General features: G+C 65.9%; 13 protein-coding genes and 1 pseudogene. 4 read left to right on the forward strand and 10 right to left on the reverse strand.

Going from position 1 to position 19,643, the window contains the following annotated elements:
* The 4 genes from J0O65_RS06600 to J0O65_RS06615 are packed head-to-tail and all read left to right on the forward strand — an operon-like array spanning position 1 to position 5,515.
* Positions 1-1,902, forward strand: coding sequence for a dynamin family protein (locus J0O65_RS06600; RefSeq protein WP_215405290.1), 1,902 nt, complete (start codon positions 1-3; stop codon positions 1,900-1,902).
* Between the two features lie 33 nt (positions 1,903-1,935).
* Positions 1,936-3,099 (forward strand): A/G-specific adenine glycosylase, encoded by a 1,164-nt coding sequence (gene mutY, locus J0O65_RS06605; RefSeq protein WP_215405292.1) that lies wholly within the window; start codon positions 1,936-1,938, stop codon positions 3,097-3,099.
* Positions 3,099-4,904: a sensor histidine kinase gene (locus tag J0O65_RS06610; RefSeq protein WP_215405294.1), complete on the forward strand. Its 1,806-nt coding sequence runs from the start codon at positions 3,099-3,101 to the stop codon at positions 4,902-4,904. Before mutY ends, J0O65_RS06610 begins: the two co-directional genes overlap by 1 nt.
* Positions 4,901-5,515 (forward strand): response regulator transcription factor, encoded by a 615-nt coding sequence (locus J0O65_RS06615; RefSeq protein ID WP_215405296.1) that lies wholly within the window; start codon positions 4,901-4,903, stop codon positions 5,513-5,515. The genes J0O65_RS06610 and J0O65_RS06615 overlap by 4 nt, the downstream gene beginning before the upstream one ends.
* Here J0O65_RS06615 and J0O65_RS06620 read toward each other — a convergent pair.
* The 10 genes and pseudogenes from J0O65_RS06620 to pilM form a co-directional block, all read right to left on the reverse strand.
* A complete protein-coding gene (locus J0O65_RS06620; RefSeq protein ID WP_215405298.1) occupies positions 5,512-8,721 on the reverse strand; it encodes a molybdopterin dinucleotide binding domain-containing protein in 3,210 nt (1,069 codons plus the stop codon). The two genes, J0O65_RS06615 and J0O65_RS06620, sit on opposite strands and share 4 nt — an antisense overlap.
* A gap of 10 nt (positions 8,722-8,731) precedes the next feature.
* Positions 8,732-9,844 (reverse strand): NrfD/PsrC family molybdoenzyme membrane anchor subunit, encoded by a 1,113-nt coding sequence (gene nrfD, locus J0O65_RS06625; RefSeq protein ID WP_215405300.1) that lies wholly within the window; start codon positions 9,842-9,844, stop codon positions 8,732-8,734.
* A gap of 3 nt (positions 9,845-9,847) precedes the next feature.
* Positions 9,848-10,558, reverse strand: a complete 711-nt coding sequence (gene dsrO, locus J0O65_RS06630; RefSeq protein WP_152252292.1) for a sulfate reduction electron transfer complex DsrMKJOP subunit DsrO — start codon at positions 10,556-10,558, stop codon at positions 9,848-9,850.
* 145 nt (positions 10,559-10,703) lie between these two features.
* Positions 10,704-11,882, reverse strand: a complete 1,179-nt coding sequence (locus tag J0O65_RS06635; RefSeq protein ID WP_502793544.1) for a deoxyguanosinetriphosphate triphosphohydrolase — start codon at positions 11,880-11,882, stop codon at positions 10,704-10,706.
* A complete protein-coding gene (aroKB, locus tag J0O65_RS06640) occupies positions 11,842-13,461 on the reverse strand; it encodes a bifunctional shikimate kinase/3-dehydroquinate synthase AroKB (RefSeq protein ID WP_502793545.1) in 1,620 nt (539 codons plus the stop codon). Before aroKB ends, J0O65_RS06635 begins: the two co-directional genes overlap by 41 nt.
* 39 nt (positions 13,462-13,500) lie before the next feature.
* Positions 13,501-15,681, reverse strand: coding sequence for a beta strand repeat-containing protein (locus tag J0O65_RS06645; RefSeq protein WP_251373555.1), 2,181 nt, complete (start codon positions 15,679-15,681; stop codon positions 13,501-13,503).
* A gap of 112 nt (positions 15,682-15,793) precedes the next feature.
* Positions 15,794-17,119, reverse strand: a pseudogene (locus J0O65_RS06650) (type IV pilus secretin PilQ); the annotation flags it as partial.
* Between the two features lie 92 nt (positions 17,120-17,211).
* The gene (locus J0O65_RS06655) at positions 17,212-18,237 is read right to left on the reverse strand and encodes a pilus assembly protein PilP (protein ID WP_215405308.1); all 1,026 of its coding nucleotides are present in this window, start codon (positions 18,235-18,237) and stop codon (positions 17,212-17,214) included.
* 15 nt (positions 18,238-18,252) lie between these two features.
* The gene (locus J0O65_RS06660) at positions 18,253-18,813 is read right to left on the reverse strand and encodes a PilN domain-containing protein (protein ID WP_215405311.1); all 561 of its coding nucleotides are present in this window, start codon (positions 18,811-18,813) and stop codon (positions 18,253-18,255) included.
* Positions 18,810-19,442 (reverse strand): pilus assembly protein PilM, encoded by a 633-nt coding sequence (gene pilM / locus J0O65_RS06665; protein ID WP_215405313.1) that lies wholly within the window; start codon positions 19,440-19,442, stop codon positions 18,810-18,812. The genes J0O65_RS06660 and pilM overlap by 4 nt, the downstream gene beginning before the upstream one ends.
* Positions 19,443-19,643: the final 201 nt, after the last annotated feature.

Consider the following 19,643-nt stretch of genomic DNA (forward strand, 5'->3'; position numbering starts at 1 on the left):
ATGGTCAGGGACTTGGAACAATACAGCGCATGGCGGCAGGACGTGCAGGCCGCCTTGCAGGCATACCGGCAAGCCGCCAGCGCGGCCGGCCTGGTCGACGGCGCCTCCGCGCTGCGCCTGGCGCGCTGTGGCTCCCGCCTGGCCGATGACCGTTTATCGGTGGCCTTCGTGGCGGAGTTCTCGCGCGGCAAATCCGAGCTGATCAACGCCATCTTCTTTGCCGGCTACGGCCAGCGCATCCTCCCCTCCGGCGCGGGCCGTACCACCATGTGCCCCACCGAGCTGCTGTACGACGCGGCCTGGCCGCCATCGATCCGCCTGCTGCCCATCGAGACGCGCGCGCAGAACCTGTCGACCAGCGACTACCGCGACCTGCCCGCCGCCTGGACCGTCCTGCCCCTGAACATCGAGGCGGGTGGCGACATGCAGGAAGCCATCCGCCAGGTCAGCCTGACGAAAAAAGTCAGCGTGGAAGAAGCGGCGCGCTACGGCCTGTACGACGCCGGCGACGCGGACGCTCCCGCCATGCTCGACGAGGACGGCCAGGTGGAAATTTCCATGTGGCGCCACGCCATCATCAACTTCCCCCATCCGTTGCTGAAGCAGGGCCTCGTCATCCTCGACACGCCGGGCCTGAACGCCATCGGCACGGAACCGGAACTGACCCTGAACCTGATCCCGAATGCGCACGCGGTGCTGTTCATCCTGGCGGCCGACACGGGCGTCACGCGCAGCGACATCGAGGTATGGCGCAACCATATCGGCGCCGGCGCGGGGCGCCTGGTGGTGCTCAACAAGATCGACAGCATGTGGGATGAATTGCGCGGCGATGCCGAAGTGGCGCAGGCGATCGAACGCCAGCAGGCCAGCGTGGCGCATCTGTTGACGCTGGACGCCGGCCAGGTGTTTCCCGTCTCGGCGCAAAAAGCCCTGGTGGGCAAGATCAACCACGATGCGGCGCTGCTGGACAAGAGCCGTTTGCTGCCGCTGGAGACGGCCCTGTTCGAGGAGCTGATCCCCGCGCGCAAGGACATCATCCGGCGCCAGCTGGCGTTCGACCTGGACGCCATCGAAGCGGCGCAGCAGGTGCAGGCGGCGGCGCGCGCGCGCGGCATCGCCGAGCAGCTGCACGAGCTGCACAGCCTGCGCGGCAAGAACCAGAGCGTGATCGCGCACATGATGCGGCGCATCGATATCGAGAAGAAGGAATTCGACAGCAGCCTGTTCAAGCTGCAGGCGACGCGCGCCGTGTTCACCCGCCTGTCGACGGAGCTGTACACGAGCCTGGGCATGGACATCGTGCGCGACGATATCGATGGCGTGCGCGCGGCCATGCAGCGCAGCCGCTTTTTCACGGGCCTGCGCGAAGCCGTGCGCCAGTACTTCGAGCGCATCGCCAGCAACCTGGACCGCTCGGAAGGCAAGACGGCCGAGATCACGGAAATGATGAACGTGATGTACCGCAAATTCGCCGCCGAACATGGCCTGGCGCTGGCCCTGCCGATGCCGTTCTCGCTGGCCCGCTATCGCCAGGAAATCGCCGACATCGAAGCCGTGTATCACAAGCAGTTCGGCACGGCGACCCTGCTCACCACCAGCCGCGTCGTGCTGATGGAAAAATTCTTCGACACCATCGCTTCGCGCGTGCGCCGCAGTTTCACCAACGCCAACGACGACGCCAGCGCCTGGCTGAAAGTCATCATGGCGCCGCTCGAAGCGCAGATCGTCGAATACAAGGAACAGCTGAAACTGCGCTTTGCCTCGATCCAGCGCATCCACGACGCCACGGGCAGCCTGGAACAGAAAATCGCCGGCTTCGAAGCGAGCCTGGCGGCGCTCGAACGCGACAAGGCGCAGCTGGCGCAATTGCTGGCCGCCTTGCGCGCCGCCAGCGCAAGCTGAGCCACATCACACCACCGAACACTGGAACCCTGCATGAAACGTCTGCTGCATCCGCTCTCGCCCGCCACGGGCGCGGCACCTTTGGAAGACTATATCGACCCGAGTTTTTCCGCCACCGTCATCGCCTGGCAAAAGCAGCATGGCCGCCACGCGCTGCCGTGGCAAAACACGCGCGACGCCTACCTGATCTGGCTGTCCGAAATCATGCTGCAGCAAACGCAGGTCACCGCCGTGCTGGGCTATTACGCGCGCTTCCTCGAACGCTTTCCCACCTTGCGCGACCTCGCCAGCGCCCCGGTGGAAGACGTGATGGCCCAATGGAGCGGCCTTGGCTACTACACGCGGGCGCGCAACCTGCACAAGTGCGCGCAGCGCGTGGTGGCCGAATACGACGGCGTCTTCCCCAGCGACCCGGCCCTGCTGGCCGACCTGCCCGGCATCGGCCGCTCGACGGCCGCCGCCATCTCCGCGTTTTCCAGCGGCACGCGCGCGGCCATCATGGACGGCAACGTCAAGCGCGTCTTCGCGCGCGCGTTCGGCATCGATGCCTATCCCGGCGAAAAACGCGTCGAGGAAGCCATGTGGCGCCGCGCCGAAGCGCTGCTGCCGGAGACGGGCATCGAAGCCTACACGCAAGGCCTGATGGACTTCGGCGCCACCCTGTGCACGCGCAGCAGCCCCGATTGCGGCCGCTGCCCGCTGCAGCCGCGCTGCGTGGCCTACGCCACCCAGCGGGTGAAAGACTTACCTGTGCGCAAACCAAAGAAAACCAGCCCGGAAAAACATGCCGTCATGCTCGTCGTCATCGACGATGGCCAGGTGCTGCTGGAACAGCGTCCCGGTTCCGGTATCTGGGGCGGCCTGCTGTCGCTGCCGGAACTCGATGGCCACGTGCTGGCCGATGCCGACTTCCCGCGCGATATCGACCAGGATGCGCTGGCGCGCGCCGTGGCGCCCTTCGGCGCCATCGAGACGCAGGAACGGCTGCTGCCCATCGTGCACGTGTTCACCCACTACAAGCTGCACATCGTCCCCTGCCGCATCACCCTGGCGCGCCGCCTGGCGCTGGCCGGAGAGTCCACGCACGTCTGGTACGACGGCGCGAACATCGCCGACGCGCCACTGCCGGCGCCCGTCAAGAAACTGCTGCTGGACCTGTTCGGCGATGCGCGTTCGGCGCAGCGCAGCATGTTCTAGTGCGGCGTTTCTTACTGTTCGCGCTGACGGCGCTGTGTTGGCACGGCGTTCAAGCGGCCGACGAACTGCCCGAGGTGAGAATAGGCGTGCTGGCCTACAAGGGCGGCGACGCCGTGCAGCAGGACTGGTCGTACGTGACGCGCCACCTGCAGGCCAGCATCCCCGGCATCCGTTTCATCCTGGCCGACTACGACCAGGCGGGATTGACGCGCGCCGTGCAGGCGCAGGCCATCGCCTTCGCCATCACCAGCAGCGGCCATTACGTGACGCTCGAACACAGCGATGGCGCCAGCCGCATCGCCACGCTCGAATCACCATGGACGGACTCGCCGCGCCTGGCCATCGGCTCGGCCATCGTCGTGCGCAGCGCGTCGCCGCTGCACGACCTGGCCGACCTGGCGGGCAAGAACGTGATGGCGGTGGCGCCCGACGCCTTTGGCGGCTACCAGATCGCCGCGCGCGAACTGCGCGAAGCGGGCGTCGACCCGGGCCACGATTTCGCCAGCCTGCGCTACAGCGGCTTTCCCTCGCAGCAGATCGTCGACGCCGTGCGCGCCGGGCGCATGGATGCGGGCATCGTGCGCACCTGCCTGCTGGAACAGATGGTGGCGCGCGGCGAAGTGCGCGCCGAGGAACTGCGCGTGATCACCACGCGCCCGATTCCCGGCTTTCGCTGCGCCAGCTCGTCGCGGCTGTATCCGGACTGGCCTTTCGTGGCGCTGCGCCAGACGCCGCCCGCGCTGGCAAAAAAAGTGGCGCAGGCTCTGCTGGCCATGCCGCGCACCGGGGAAGGCTACAGCTGGACGGTGCCCAGCGATTACCAGATCGTCGATGAACTGTTCCGCGACCTGCGCATCGGTCCCTACGCCTATCTGGACAAGCTGACGTTCGAGACGGCGCTGCGCCGCTACTGGGGCTGGATGCTGCTGGTGCTGGCCCTGCTCGTGGCCTGGGCCGTGCACACGGTGCGCGTGGAATACCTGGTCAGCCGGCGCACGGAGCAATTGCGCGCCGCCCAGCACCAGCAGCGCGCGCTGGAAGAACAGGCGCGCCAGCGCCAGGCCACGCTCGACCACACGGCGCGCCTGGCGATTCTGGGCGAGATGGCCAGCGCCATCGCGCACGAATTGAACCAGCCGCTGGCGGCCATCGGCAATTTCGCGCGCGGCATGGCGCGCCGCATCACGGCGGGCCGGCTCGACGCGGCGCCGCTGCTCGACGGCGCGCAGGAAATCGCCACGCAAAGCGAACGCGCGGGCGCCATCATCCGTCACATCCGCGCGATGGCGCAAAAGCGTCCCGCGCACAGCACGGCCTTCGCCCTGGCCGACGCCGTGGAGCAGGCGGTGTCGCTGTTCCGCGCGGCCCATCCGCAAGCCAACATCAGCTGGCGCCACGAGGCGGCCAGCGCGGCACCGCGCGTGCTGGCCGACCCGCAGCAAGTGCAGCAGGTGCTGCTCAATTTACTGAAAAATGCGCTCGATGCGCAGGTGGAAAACGGCCATCCGCAGCATGCCATCGGCGTGCTGCTGCACCGCGAAAACGGCGCCTGCACGGTGGCCGTGCGCGACGCCGGCTGCGGCCTGCAGGCGGCGCAGATGGCGCGCCTGTTCGAGCCCTTCTTCACCACCAAGGCAGAAGGCCTGGGCCTGGGCATGTCGCTCAGCAAGAGCATCATCGAATCGTTCGGCGGCAGCCTGTCGGCGCACGCCAACGCCGATGCGCCGGGCTTGACGGTCTGGTTCCGCCTGCCCGAAGATAGCGGCATGGCAGCACATCAGGAAACACAAGAGGAAACACCATGAACGAAAGCGATGCCATCATCTTTGTCGTCGACGACGATGCCGCCATGCGCCGCTCGCTGGCCTATCTGTTCGATTCGGCCGGCTGGCAAGTGCAGACGTTTGAATCGGCGCGCGATTTCCTGCAGCGCTATGCCGGCCATGCGCCCGGCTGTCTGCTGCTCGACGTGCGCATGCCCATGATGAGCGGGCTGGAACTGCAACAGGAGCTGTCGCGCCATGCGATCTCCTTGCCCGTGATTTTTCTCAGCGGCCACGGCGACCTGGCCATGGCCGTGCAGACGATGAAGGCGGGCGCCTGCGATTTTCTGGAAAAACCGTGCAAGGACCAGGTCTTGCTGGACGCCGTCTCGCGCGCCGTGGCGCGCAGCGTGGAAGATAGCCGCAGCGCCGCCAGCGCGAACACGGCGCAAGCGGCGCTGGCCAGGCTCACCGCGCGCGAGCGCGAAGTGGCGCTCCTGATGGCCGAAGGCAAAGCGTCGAAAGTCATCGCCCGCGAGCTGGGCATCAGCGACAAGACGGTGCAGGTGCACCGCCATAACACGATGGAAAAACTGGGCCTGCATTCAGCAGCCGAGGTGGCCCGGCTGCTGATGGCGGGGGGACAAATCTAGGCCCGCACGATGCGCGCCGGCAGTCCCTGCCGCACCGACGTGCCCGAGACGGGATCGACAAACACGTTCTTGTCGCCGCGGCTCGGGTCCGTCAGCCCCAGGTCGTTCAGGTTGACGCCCGCGCCGATGGCCGGCTCGTCGGGCTGGCGCGACTTGCCGATGCGGTGGGCGCGCGCGCCGTGCTCCTTGTGGCCGAAACCGTGTTCGACGGCGATCACGCCGCGCTGCACGCCATGGCGCAGCATCACCGTGGCCCTGGCCCTGCCGCCCGGCGTTTCCAGGTAAATGGCATCGCCATTTTCCAGCTTCAGGCGCGCCGCATCGTCGGGATGCACGGCGACCGGGTTGTCCGGATGGATGCCGCGCAAGCGCCGCGCGCCGATACTGTAGGAGTTCTGCAGCGCCGATTTAAAGCTGATCAACTCGAATGGCCATTCGCTGGCCGGATAGGTTTTGCGCACCGGCGTGCCGTCGGCAAACGCCGCCACGCGCCAGGCGGGCGTGCCGGGGAAGCGCTTGCCGCTCAAGCTGTTCTTGCTCACGCCCAGGCCCTCGTTGTACAGCATCATCGGTTTCAGATAGCGGTGCGTGGACCAGTCCTGCGGATACGGCGTGTCGTCGGCCACCGGCACAGGAGATGCCGGCGCCTTGGGATTCGCCGGCGGCGGCAGACGCAGGCCGAACATCTCGCCATAGCTCTGGTAGCGCCCTCCCCGCGCCAGCATGAAGGCCACCTTGCGCCACTCTTCCGGCTTCAGGGTGCGTTCCAGTTCGGGGCGGATGCGCGCTACGCCGGAGAGCGCGATGTCGTCGTCGCTGGCCTCCGGCACCGCCGTTTTTCCCTGCCAGGCGATGTTGGCGCCGCCGCGCAGATACCAGTCTTCCGCGCGCTGCAAGGGGAAGCGCTGGCCATCCATGTCTTGCAGGGCGTCCGGGCCGAAGCCGGGCAAGGCCATCGTTTTCGCCAGCGCGATGAAGAACGATTCCATGCAGATCGTCTGACCGTCCGGCGTTTTCTGCACGCGCGGCTCGACCACGGGCCAGCGCGCCGTGCTCATCTTGACGGGCATGCCGCCCCACGCGCCAGCCCAGCCCCAGCTTTCGTACAGCAGGGTATCGGGCAGCAGGTAGTCGGCAAACGCCGAGCTTTCATTGATGAAGGGGTCGATGGCGACGATCAGGGGGATCTTCTTCGGATCGGCCAGCTCCTTGCCGATCTGCGCGCGCAAGCCCGTGATGCCGTAGACGGGATTGCAGCTCCACAGGATCAGCGCCTTCAGGGTGTACGGGTAGCCGTTCATGGCGCTGGTGAGCCATTCGGTCGCCAACGCGGGCGCGTTCGGATACCACGGCGCCCTGGCAGGATACGCCTTGCCCGCTTCCTTCTTCAGCTTGAATTCCGAGGTTTTTTCATATGGCACATTGCGCCCGATCGGCATGCCCGTCGCCTTGATCTCGCCGTCGAAACTTTCGAGGTTGTAGCGCGGACCGGGACCCGCATCCTTGAAGCTGCCGCCGTTGACGAGGGTGCCGCCCTTGCGGTTCAAATTGCCGATCAGGGTGTTGAGCATGACGAGCGCATACGCGTTATAGAAGCCCGCGCCCGACATCATGCCGCCATGCGCATTCACGGCGGCGCGCTTGCCGTGGCTGGTGAGTTCCTGCGCCAGGCCCTCGATGATGTCGCGCGCGATGCCGCAGGCGGCCGAATACTCATCCATGCTGTGGCGCTGCGCTTCCTCGTTGAGCATCGTCATGGCCGTCTTCAGGTGCAGCGGCGCGCCCGCCACGTCCAGCGGGCCGTCGAAGAACAGCCGCGCCTCGCCCTTGGCGGCATGGTGCGGCACGATCGCTTGCGTGGCGGCGTCGATCACGCAGAAGGCGTCGCCATCCTTGTAGCGCTCTTCTTCCGCCAGTTCCACCGCGCCGATGTCCGACGCGCGCAGGTAGCGGCCATCGCGCGGATGGCCCTTCTCGCTGATGATCAGGTGCGTGGCGTTGCACCAGGCGGCTTCGCCCGCCGCTTCCGCCACCTTCAGATTCGGCTGCACGAGGAAGTTGCGGTCATAGCGTTCATGTTCGATGATCCAGCGGATCATCGCCATGGCCAGCGCGCCGTCCGTGCCCGGCTTGATCGGCACCCAGCGGCTGCGGTCTCCCGCGGCCAGGCTGTCCGCGTTCGTCAGCACGGGGTCGACGACGACGTAGCTGAACTCGCGCTTGCCCGAGCGGGCCTTGGCGATCAAGGTGCCCTGGCGCTTGAACGGATTGCCCGCATTGCCGGGCGCCGTACCCACAAAGATGCAAAATTCCGTATTTTCCAGGTCCACTTTCGCGTGCGGCATTTTCTTCATGTCGCCGAACATGGCGCCCGAGCCGCTGCGGTAGGCGCCGCCGCAATACGAACCGTGGTTGACCAGGTTCAGACTGCCGTACGACTGCTTGAAAAAGCGCGTGCCGAACGCCAGGCGGCCATCGTCGGTGCTGCACATCAGGCCCACCTGGTTCACTTGCGGTCCCAGTTCCGGCTGCGCCGGATCGATCGGTTTTTCCAGCTCGCGCAAGGCGCGCAAGCCCTGCACGTGGCCTTCGCCAAACAGGTCGCCGCCCTCCGTCACTTCCTTCACCAGCTGGTCGAAGGCGATCGGTTCCCACTGGCCGCCGCCGCGCGGTCCCACGCGCTTCATGGGCGCCAGCACGCGGAACGGCGACTCCATCTGTTCCAGCACGCCGTTGCCGCGGCCGCAAGCGGTGGAACGCCCTTTCAAGCCCTTTTCCTGGAAGCGCGACAGCGACACGAAACTGTCGCGTATCGAGGTCTGGTAAGGCAGCGCCGGATCGGCCGACAGGGGGCTGTACGGGTTGCCCGCCACGCGCAGCACCTTGCCGCTTTTTTTATCGAGGCGCACGCGCACGCCGCAAAACGTGGTGCAGCCCATGCACATGGTGTAGCTGACCTGCTGGTCCGGGTTGACCGTCAGCTTGCCCGTGGCCGTGTCGACGGAAAACTCGGGCGCCAGCGAATTGCCGTGCAGTTTCTGCACGGGCTTGTCCTTGCCCAGCGCATGGTCGACCATGCGGCCGGCCGTGGTGGAAAAGCTGGCGGCAAACGCGGCCAGCCCGCCGCCGATGGCGCCGTAGCGCAGCAGCTTGCGGCGTTTTTCGCTTTCGTCGTCAGGGACGTCGTTGTTTTTTTGTTCGTTCATTATTCTCTCCTCAGTGCGTGGCCATGGCGGGACGGCTGCGTGCGGCGACGACGCGTCCGGCCCATGGCAAAAATTCCAGCATCAGCAACAGCAGCGCGATCCACAGGCCGGCCGTGCCGATGATCCCCATCAAGCCATCGTTCCCCATCGGCAGGTGGTAGTCGTACAGGCCCGCGCCCGTTTTCGGGATCGTCTGGCCGCCGATGAAAATCGTCCAGCGCATCATCCAGGCGCTGTGCAGCGCGATCAGGCCGTTGACCAGGCCACTCGTGGCCGGGCGCCAGATGGCCAGGGCCATCGGCACGATGGACGACAGCACGGCCCACACGGCCGTGAACTGCCATTGCGGCATGCCGGCCACCTGGGTGAAAGCCATGCTGTGGCTGGCGCTCACGCCGGACAGGCTGACGAACAGCCAGCCGCCGCCCAGCGCCAGCACCAGCGCCAGCGACAGGGCCAGCGCGCGGTTCAAGGACACTTCCAGCGCCTGGTCGCGGCCCGGCAGGAAGCGGTTGAACAGCAGCGCCATGCCCACCGCCCCGACAAAGGCCGTGGCGGCAAATTGCGCCGGCAGGAAAGGCGTGAACCACAGGGGACGGGCGCGCACCACCATCACTTCCATGCCCGTGTACAGACCGACGACAAAGGCGGCCAGCAAGGTGAAGGCGGCGGCGATGCGGATGGCCCGCAAGGAAGCGGCGCCGCCGCGCCCCAGCAGGCGGTAGGCGAAGGCCAGACGGTCCTGGCCCTGCCCCCGCGCGGCGAAGTCCACGCGCAGCGCCAGCCACGCGTACAGCATCAGACAGCCCAGATACAGGGGGATGAAGAACGAGCCCCACGACATCCACGACTGCGGCTGGAAGTAAATATAGAAATGGTAGAAGCGGCCCGGCCCGTGCAAGTCGGCCAGCAGCGCCACGGGCGCCGTCACGCCGCAGACGAGGGACGCCAGCAGCGCGATGCGTCCCAGGCGCTCATACGCCTTGCGGCCGAAGACGAAGTACGGCAGGGTCAGCATGAAGCTGCCGTAACTGAGGCCGATGAGGAAAAAATACTGCACCGCCCACGGCAGCCATGCCGCTTCGCGCGTGACGTTGAGAAGCTCGGTGATGTGGCTGTCCATGGTTTATTTCCCGTGTTTGCTCGGTTGCCAAAGTGTCGCTTCGCCCTCGACGTGGCCGGCGAAGCGCGTATCGAGTCCCAGGTAGAACACGTGGGGCTGGGTGCCCTGCTCGGGTTTGAGCACCTTCACCTTGTTCTCGGTGAGCAGCTGATGCACCATGCTGTCCGGGTCATTGAGGTCGCCGAAGATGCGCGCGCCGCCCACGCAGGTTTCCACGCAGGCCGGCAGCAAGCCTTCGTCGACGCGGTGCGCGCAGAACGTGCATTTGTCGGCCTTGCCCGTCTCGTGGTTGATGAAGCGCGCATCGTACGGACAGGCTTGCACGCAGTAGGCGCAGCCCACGCAGCGGTCGCCGTCGACGACGACGACGCCATCCTTGCGCTGGAAAGTGGCGCCCACGGGACAGACGGGGATGCAGGGAGGATTGGCGCAGTGGTTGCACAGGCGCGGCAGCATGTAGGTGCCGCAGCGGTTCTCTTCCTTGACTTCATAGGTCGAGACGACGGTGCGGAAGCTGTTTTCCGGCACGGCGTTTTCCATGATGCAGGAGACGGTACAGGCCTGGCAGCCTATGCATTTCTGCACGTCGACCACCATCGCCCAGCGCTGGCCGCCTTCGCCCTTGGTGGCGGCCTTGCCCGGCAGCGGCGCGATGGCCGCCCCGATGGTTACGGCAGGCAAGGCGCGCAAGAAACTGCGGCGCGATTCGATCATGACACTCTCCTTGACGATGGGCGGCAAGCCCTTGTTGACTTGCTGCCATGATAGAAAAGAAGGTGCTGCGGGGATATTGGGGTGATCGGGTGGAGACCTAGATGATCATGCCAATTGACAGGCGGAATGAATGGGGGTAGTGCGCTTACAGCTCGTCGAGCGAATACAGCCGGCGGTGCTCGCGGATCGCGTAGCGGTCCGTCATGCCGGCGATGTAGTCGGCGATCTTGCGCGCCTGCTTGGTCACATCATCGCCATTGACCTGATAGTCGGGCGGCAGCAGGGCCGGTTCGGCCATGAAGCTGTCATACAGTTCGCGCACGATGCGGCTCGCCTTCACGCGCATGCGGTTGACCTGATAGTGGCGGTACAGGTTCGCCCTTAAAAAGCGTTTCAGCTCCGTCGCGTCGCGGCGCATGGCGTCCGAAAAACGGATCAATGGCGGGCTGGCGCGCACTTCGCTGACGTCGCGGGGAGCGGCGTCGAGGATCAGGGCATTCGACGTGACGATCAGATCGTCGGCCAGGGCCGTGATCAGGCGGCGCAGGGTTTCGTAGATGGCGCGCCGGCCCGACAGGCCGGGAAACGCCTGCTGCACGTCGCGCCACAGGCGGCCGAAGAACTCCACCTCTTCCAGCTGCGCGATGGTGATCAGGCCGGAGCGCAGACCGTCGTCGATATCGTGGCTGTTGTAGGCGATTTCGTCGGCCAGGTTGGTCAGCTGCGCTTCCAGGGTCGGTTGCGTGCGGTCGATGAAGCGCTGGGCCACGGGGCCCAGTTCGCGCGCATGCGCCAGCGAACAGTGTTTCAAGATGCCTTCGCGCGTCTCGAACATCAGGTTCAAGCCATCGAAGGCGCCGTAGTGCTCTTCCAGGGTGTCGACCACGCGCAGGCTTTGCAGGTTGTGCTCGAAGCCGCCGTGCGCCCGCATGCATTCGTTGAGCACGTCCTGGCCCACGTGGCCGAACGGCGTGTGGCCCAGGTCGTGCGCGAGCGCGATGGCTTCCACCAGGTCTTCGTTCAGGCGCAGGTTGCGCGCGATGGAGCGGCCCACCTGCGCCACTTCCAGGCTGTGCGTCAATCGCGTGCGGAACAGGTCTCCTTCGTGGTTGAGGAAAACCTGGGTCTTGTATTCGAGGCGGCGGAAGGCCGAGGAATGGATGATGCGGTCGCGGTCGCGCTGGAACTGGCTGCGCGAGGCGTGCGGCGCCTCGGCAAAGCGACGTCCCTGCCCCTGCGCCGAATGGGCCGCATACGGGGCGAGGAAGTCTTCGGGCAGCATGTTACTGCACTCCGGCGGCCAGGGTGGCCAGCACCAGTTCATGCGGCGCGGACGTGATGCACGGGCTGCCCAACGGTTTCAACAGGATGAACTTGATGGCGCCGCCCTCGTTCTTCTTGTCCACTTCCATCAATTCCAGCCAGCGCTCGACACCGAGGTCAGGCGCCTTGACGGGCAGGCCGGCGGCGGCGACGAGCTTGCGCACGCGCTCGACGGCTGCCTGGTCGATATAGCCCATGCGGCAGGACAGGTCGGCCGCCATCACCATGCCGCAGCCGACGGCTTCGCCATGCAGCCAGTGGCCGTAGCCCAGGCCCGCCTCGATGGCGTGGCCGAAGGTGTGGCCGAAGTTCAGGATGGCGCGCAAGCCGCCTTCGCGCTCGTCCTGGCGCACCACGTCGGCCTTGATTTCGCACGAGCGGGCAATCGCGTAAGCCAGCGCGCCCTTGTCGCGCGCCATCAGCTTGGCGATGTTCGCCTCGATCCAGTCGAAAAACGCCGCGTCGATGATGGCGCCATGCTTGATCACTTCGGCCAGGCCGGCCGACAGCTCGCGCGCCGGCAGGGTTTCCAGGGTCGAGGTGTCGGCGATCACGGCGCGCGGCTGGTAGAAGGCGCCGATCATGTTCTTGCCCAGCGGGTGGTTGATGCCCGTCTTGCCGCCGACGGAGGAATCGACCTGCGCCAGCAGGGTGGTGGGCACCTGCACGAAGCCGATGCCGCGCATGTAGCTGGCCGCCGCATAGCCGGTCAGGTCGCCGATCACGCCGCCGCCCAACGCCACCAGGGTGGTCTTGCGGTCGCATTTGTTGGCCAGCAGCGCGTCGAAGATCTGCATCAGGCTGGCCCAGTTCTTATATTCTTCGCCGTCCGGCAGGACGATGCTGATCACCTCGCGTCCATCGCTGGCCAGCGCCGCCTGCAGGCGCTCCAGGTACAGCGGGGCGACGGTGGTATTGGTGACGATGGCCACCTTGTGGCCGCTGATATGGCGCAGCAGTGCATCGGCGTCGGCCAGGAGGCCAGGCCCGATGGCGATCGGATAACTGCGCTCGTCGAGGTCTACGCTCAACAACATTTTGGATTGCTCGTTCATCGAAGGCTCTGCATGAATGACGCAGTTGGGCGAAGCCTCACATTCGAGGCTGGCCAGCTGCATCAGGATGGTCTGAACCATCGATTGTACGTTAGGACGGCCCGTGTCGATCACAATGTCGGCCACTTCCATGTAGTGGGGCTCGCGCTGCGCCGTCAATTCTTCCAGCTTGCGGCGCGGGTCAGCCGTCTGCAGCAGCGGGCGGTTCTTGTCATGGCTGGTGCGCGCAAGGATGTTGCTGACGCTGGCGCGCAGGTAGACGACCGTGCCCCGCTCCTTCAGGTAGGCGCGGCTGTCGGCGTTGAGGATGGCCCCGCCGCCGGTGGCCATGACGATGCCTTCCTGGGCGCTCAGGTCGCGGATCACCTCGGCCTCGCGCCGGCGAAAGCTGGCCTCGCCCTCGATTTCAAAGATCCACGGGATGGTCGCTCCCGTGCGTGCCTCGATTTCGTGGTCGGAATCGACAAAGCGCAAGCCCAACTTGCGGGCCAGGATGCGCCCGATCGTGGTTTTGCCTGCGCCCATGAGGCCTACTAAAAACAGATTTTGCATGTGCTGCGACAGTTAATTTGGATTACGACAATCAGTGGCTTGACCATACGGACTCAGGACACCTGGAGGTGAAACATCCACGCGGTTAAAGTCCGTAGCCAGCCCCGGAAGCAAAGTGTAACCGACATAAGTTGCCTCCGTCCCGGAACTATTGCCACGAATCGTCAATTCGACGTCCAGCCAGTTGGCCCTGTCGCGCGGATAAGTCAGGGTAACGATCGCCGTTCCCGAGCTGTCGGTCTTGCCGCCGGTCGACAAATTGAGCGGAATGCCCGGGTCCAGACGGCCATTGAGGTTGAAGTCGTTATTCGGATTGAAGGTGCCGCTGCGGTCCCGGTCTTCATTGTCACAGGCGTTCGCTGTCCTCACGACTATCCACGACTGGGCAGCCTGCGAATATTGCAGATAGCCCTTGTAATAGTAGCGGGGCCAGGCCGCGGCCGTGATGATCACGTCCGGCACGGGGTTACCGGCGGCGTCCGTCACAAACACGCTATACGTCTTGCGATAGGTGCTGCTGTCGGAGGCGTCGAGCGCATTGCCGCTGCCGGCGCTGATGAACAGCGCCTTTTTCGTCACCGTCAGCTTGACCGTGGCGGCATTGCTCGACACGCCCTGCAGTTGCGCCTTGACAACGACGCCATCGACACCGGTGGTGCCCTGCCCCGCGATGTAGCTGACCGTGGCCACGCCGTCGCTGTCGGTGACGACCAGCGAAGGCGAACTCAGGGAACCATTGCTGGCATCGGTCTGGATCGAAAAGCTCACCTGGGCATTCTTGACCAAGTTGTTTTCCGCCGTGCCATCGCGCACGATGGCGCGTAAAGCACTGCGCTGCGCCGTGCTGCCGGCCGTATTGGCGCCGATGACCGCCGGGTCGGCTTGCAGGCTGATCGTGGCCTGGGCCGTCAATGGCGCAACGAACTCCACTTCCGATTGTACCGAGGCGCCGCTGCCTTCGTACTGCGCCGTCAGGGCGGTCAGGCCGGCGCCGCTGGCCTGTACGTAGGCGATGGCATTGCCTCCCACCAGTGCCAGCGGCGCCTGCAATGGCGTGCCGCAGGCGGCATCCTGGTAGATGGCGCCGCGCGACGTACTGAAACGCACATTGCCCGTTTGTGGCACGCCAGCCACATCGCTATGCACCGTCACCGCATAACAGGTGTTCGTGTTCAGCGTGGTCAACGCCACATTGCTGCCCGACACGGCATTGATCGTGAAGTTCGATGCATTAATTGCAATTGGCAATACGACGCTGTCGCCCTGCGCCTTGACGCTGATGCTGTCGCCGCTGCCCGCTTGGGCGTTGTAGCTCAACACCAACTGGCCGTTGTTGTCGGTCAGCGCGGGACTGGCGCCGCCGCCCTTGACCGTGATGGCATTGCTGCGGGCGCTGAAGGTCACCGGCTTGCCGACGAGGGGATTGCCGCTCGAGTCGACCAGCTTGACCACCATGTCGGTGCTCGTCTTCAGGTTCACCGTCGAAAAGGCGCTGATGACCAGCCGTGTGCCGCTGACGCCGATGTCCGTGCTGGCCGTTTGCGCGCCTGCGCTGGCCGTGACCTTGATCGTGCGCAAGCTGGCATCGCCCCCCGTATTCAGGCTGACCTGTGCCTGTCCCTGCGCATTGGTATTGACCTTGGTCGCACCCAGCGCGCCCGAATCGGCACTGAACGTCACGCTGGCGTTGGGCACGACGGCATTGTTGGCATCCTTCACAAAAGCGATGACATTGACGGCGGTACCGCCGGACGAAGCGAGGGTGCCACCGGAAGACGTCAGCAGCAAGCTGGCAATGCCGGAGGTGACGGGCACTACTTTCACTACCACGGGAGCCGATTCAACGCCGCCGCTGCTGGCCCTGATGGTAATGTCGCGCAAGCTCGCATCGCCTTTCACGCTGAGTTTCTCCGTCACCGTGCCATTGGCATCCGTCACGCGGTTGGTATTGCTAATGATGCCGGAACTGGCGGTGAAGGTCACCGTCTGGCCTGTCATGGCATTATTGCCAGGATTTTTCACCACGGCCGTCAGCACGACTTCCGTGCCATCCACGCCCGAGGCAACAATTGTAGTTGCGCCAGCAACCAGTACCACACTGCCAACGCCGGCATTGGCGCCATCCTTGACGCCCAGGGTCGGATCGCCGCCACCGCCGCCACACGCGGCCAGCAAGACGCCCAGCGCCAGCAAGACCAGCCAATTCGCTATCCGACTCCAATAAGTGTTGCCCCAAGATACATTCCGCATAGTCGCCATCAGTCCGCTTTCGTTTGCATTGTTACTTAAACGTAAAGATGTGACATTAACGTGTTGCTGGCCGATCTGCCACTATTTTCGGCGTAATAAACACCATCAGTTCCGTTTTTTCTTGACTGCGGCCCGTGCTGCGGAAAAAAACACCTAGCACGGGGATGTCGCCGAGAATCGGCACCTTGCTGTCCGTGCCCCGCTCGGACAGCTGATAGATGCCGCCCAGCACCACCGTGCCGCCGTCCTCCACCATCACCTGCGTGCGCACGTGCTTGGTGTCGATGGCGAAGCCGGAACGGGTTTCCTGGCCCACGCTGTCCTTGTTGACGTCCACTTCCAGCACCACATTGCCATCCGGCGTGATCTGCGGCGTCACTTCCAGGCGCAGGTTCGCCTTGCGGAACGTGATCGACGTGGCGCCGCTGCTGGTGGCCACCTGGTACGGCAGCTCGATGCCCTGCTCGATCAGCGCCAGCACCTTGTCGGCCGTCACCACGCGGGGGCTGGAAATGATCTTGCCCCTGCCGTCCGCTTCCAGCGCGGACAGTTCCAGGTTCAAAAAGCGGTTGGCGGCCGCCGAAAACAGGCTCAGGGCGAAACTGGCCGGCGGCAAGCCATTGATGCTGGCGGCCGGCAAGTTGACGAATTGCGTGTTCGGCACGAAGGCGCCGCTGCCTGCCACCGTTTGCCCCGTCGCCTCGCCCACGCCCAGATAACTGCCGCCGATTGCCGCGCGGCGCCCCCCGCCGCCCACGGAAAAGCCTGGCAGCTGGCCCGCCGCCAGGCGCTGGTCCGTAAAGCCCAGGCGCGCGCCCAGGTTGCGGCTGAAACTGTCGTTCGCCTCGACGATGCGCGCCTCGATCATCACTTGTCGCGTAGCAATATCTGTCTTGGCGATCAGCTGCCGGATCTGCTCCAGGCGCGCCGGCACATCGGTGACGAACAGCTGGTTGGTGCGCGGCTCGATCAGCACGCTGCCACGGCGCGACAGCAGCCGGCTGCGCCCTTCCCCCGCATCGAGACCGAACACGGTGCGGAATGCTTCGGCCTTCTGGTAATTGAGCTGGAAGATGGCCGATTGCAAGGGTTCCAGCTCGGCGATCTGCGCGCGCGTTTCGAGCTCCAGCTTTTCGCGCGCCAGCATTTCCTCGCGCGGCGCGATCCACAGCACGTTGCCGTTGCGCCGCATGTCGAGGCCCTTGGCCTGCAGCAGCACGTCGAGCGCCTGGTCCCACGGCAAGTCGCGCAGGCGCAAGGTCACATTGCCCGCCACGCTGTCGCTGGCGATGATGTTTTGCCCCGACGCATCGGCCAGGATGTGCAGGGCGGCGCGCACCCCCACGTTCTGGAAATCGACGGAAATCTTCTCGCCCGCGTACAAGCGCGGGGCCGACACGTGCACCACCGCCTCCTGGGCCAGGCCGCCGGCATGCAGACACAGCATGGCAGCCACGAGCATGCGGCGCGGCCTCATGGCGCCGCCTCGGGCAGGCTGGCCTTCGCCCCCGTCACTTGCAAGGCCAGGCTGCCGCGCCGCTCGCGCCAGGGACCATCCGCCTCGCGCAACAGTTCACGGTACTGCACGGCCTGTTGACTGACGTCCGTCACCACGCCGTGGTCTTGCCCCAGATATTGGCCCACCGCCACCCGGTACACGCGCTGGCCCACCAGCAGCAGCGCGCTCAGGCGACCGTCCTGTTGCACGCTGCCGACCATGCTGATGGCCGGCAATGCCACGCTTTCCAGCGGTTCGCGCGCGCGCCGCGGGTCTGGCCCCGCCACAGCGCCCCGCTGCCCCGGCGCACCGGCCGACGGCAAGGCAGCAAAAGGATCGGCCAGGGCGGCGGCCGCGTAAGGATGCGGCGCGACAGCGGCAAGCGGACGCCATGCCGGCGCGGGAGCGGCCGCCTGGGGCGCCAGAGCCGCTTGCGCCGCCAGCTCCCCCGCTTCGGGCAAGCGATACGCCTGCAGCACGGCGTCGAGGGTCAGCAGACGATCCTTGCCGAGGGTCAAGACCAGTTCGTGCACCGTGACGATGCGCGGCAGGCGCGCCAGGTCCGCCAGCAGCGCGCCCATGGCGTGGTAGCCGCCGCGCAACTGTAGCGCGATCGGCAAGGCGACATACGGCGCCTGCGGCCGGGCCGCGCCCGGCTTGAACAGGGAAAATTGCAGCCCGCGCGCCTGGCCTGCGGTATTAATATCCGTCAACAGCAACGCCATCGCTTGCTGGTCGGGCAGTTGCTGCTCCAGCAAGGCCAGCTCGGCGCCGGCCTGGCGCTGCTGTGCGCGCCATTGCGGCAACTGCTTCGCCCTGGCCTGCGCCGACAGATGGGCGGCGCGCAAGCGTACCTGCTCGCCTTGCGCCACCTGCAGGGCCGCACCCAGTCCATCGAGCCACGCCAGGTGCAGCAGGACCGCCACCAGCGTACCGGCCAGGGCGGCGCAAGCGAGGCGCGCGGGTAGCGGCCACAGCGACGCGGTCTTCAAGCTCAGCATGATCAACCTCCAGGACTAGGGTGCCAAAGCCAGCCGTACCGTCCATTCCACGGCGCCATCGGCCGCGCCGCGCACTTCCAGCCGCACTTCCAACAATTCCGGCCGGGACCAGGGCGCCGCCTGCTCCAGCGCCAGCAGCAACGCCGCGACCTTGTCCTGCGACACGGCCTGCCCCTGCAGGCGCACCATCGCCGTTTCCTGGCGCACGCTATGCAAGGTCACGCCGGCCGGCATCGCCCGGGCCAGCGCGTCCAGCATGCGCACCCAGGCATTGCGCTGCGCTTGCAAACGGGCCATGGCCTGCTGGCGCAGCAGCAGCGCCGCCGTCTCGCCCCGCACCCGCTTGCCGCTGGCGAGGACGGCATCGACTTGCTGCATGGCACTGCGCCAGCCCTCCTGGCGGCGCAGCTGCACGTCGAGCTGATATCGCAGCCAGGCGCCCGTCGCCAGGGCCAGCAGCAGTCCCAGCAACGCCCCGCCCGCCAGTTGGCACAGCAACAGCTGAATATGCCTGCGTCGTGCCGCCTGGCGATATGGCAACAGGTTGATGCGTTGCGCTTGCGCCCGGCGCATCATCGGGCGTACCGGTGCAAGGCCAGGCCCCAGGCCAGCTGGTAGGCCACGCCACCGTCAGGCAAGACTTGCCAGCCCCCCTGCGCGAGCGCCGCCTGCAAGGCCAACGCCTCGCTATCCATGACGACGGCCAGCAAGCCCGCCGCCGTCGCCGCCTCGATACGCCGCTGCACGCTGGCGCGCCGCGCCGCCACCAGCAACACCTCGACCTCCTTGCCTGGCGCTCCGGCCAGCGACGGCGCGGGGCCGAGAATGAAGAAATCCAGGCTGGCGTCTTCCAGCGCAAACGGCATGTATTGCGCCGCCTCCAGTTCCACGAGGATTTCCAGCTGTTCCTCCGGCAATCCGACGGGCAGGCGGATCGCATGCGTGATGAGGGCCGTGGCCGGCATGGCCAGCGCCACCCGCGTGCAGGCGCTGCCACTGTCGCGGTGGGCCTGGCGCAAGGCATCGGCCAGGCCCGCCATGTCCTCGACATTGCCCTCCAGCATCACGCCGGGCGCCAGCGCGGCGGCGCCGCAATGCCGGCACGACAGTTTTCCCCGCCGGCGCCTCAGTTCGACCATGCGCACGGCATCGTCCGCGATATCGACGCCCAGCAAGCCGATGCCAAGAAAATTGCTGATGGACATGTTTTTCATGGAGAAACGTGAGCGTGGGAGGAGTGAGCGCCATCCGAAAGCCTAGTCCCGGCAGCGCTGGCTTGTAAATGGATTTCACGCCGCAGCCTGCGGCGCGCGGCGCCTATCTGGCGGGGCCGTGATCTGGCGCAGAATAATTGTTACCAAATCCTGGTTGCCAGCGGGCCAATACACGCTTATATAGAGTATCGG

The sequence above is a fragment of the Janthinobacterium sp. JC611 genome (genome assembly GCF_018682595.1).
Lineage (GTDB): Bacteria > Pseudomonadota > Gammaproteobacteria > Burkholderiales > Burkholderiaceae_D > Janthinobacterium.

Coding starts and splice junctions, on each gene's coding strand:
- J0O65_RS06600 (WP_215405290.1), top strand. CDS start 1: ATGGTCAGGGACTTGGAACAATACAGCGCATGGCGGCAGGACGTGCAG.
- mutY (WP_215405292.1), top strand. CDS start 1,936: ATGAAACGTCTGCTGCATCCGCTCTCGCCCGCCACGGGCGCGGCACCT.
- J0O65_RS06615 (WP_215405296.1), top strand. CDS start 4,901: ATGAACGAAAGCGATGCCATCATCTTTGTCGTCGACGACGATGCCGCC.
- J0O65_RS06620 (WP_215405298.1), bottom strand. CDS start 8,721: ATGAACGAACAAAAAAACAACGACGTCCCTGACGACGAAAGCGAAAAA.
- nrfD (WP_215405300.1), bottom strand. CDS start 9,844: ATGGACAGCCACATCACCGAGCTTCTCAACGTCACGCGCGAAGCGGCA.
- dsrO (WP_152252292.1), bottom strand. CDS start 10,558: ATGATCGAATCGCGCCGCAGTTTCTTGCGCGCCTTGCCTGCCGTAACC.
- J0O65_RS06635 (WP_502793544.1), bottom strand. CDS start 11,882: ATGAACTGGTGCTGGCCACCCTGGCCGCCGGAGTGCAGTAACATGCTG.
- aroKB (WP_502793545.1), bottom strand. CDS start 13,461: ATGGGCGCAGGCAAAACCACGATCGGGCGCATCCTGGCCCGCAAGTTG.
- J0O65_RS06655 (WP_215405308.1), bottom strand. CDS start 18,237: ATGCTGAGCTTGAAGACCGCGTCGCTGTGGCCGCTACCCGCGCGCCTC.
- J0O65_RS06660 (WP_215405311.1), bottom strand. CDS start 18,813: ATGATGCGCCGGGCGCAAGCGCAACGCATCAACCTGTTGCCATATCGC.
- pilM (WP_215405313.1), bottom strand. CDS start 19,442: ATGTCCATCAGCAATTTTCTTGGCATCGGCTTGCTGGGCGTCGATATC.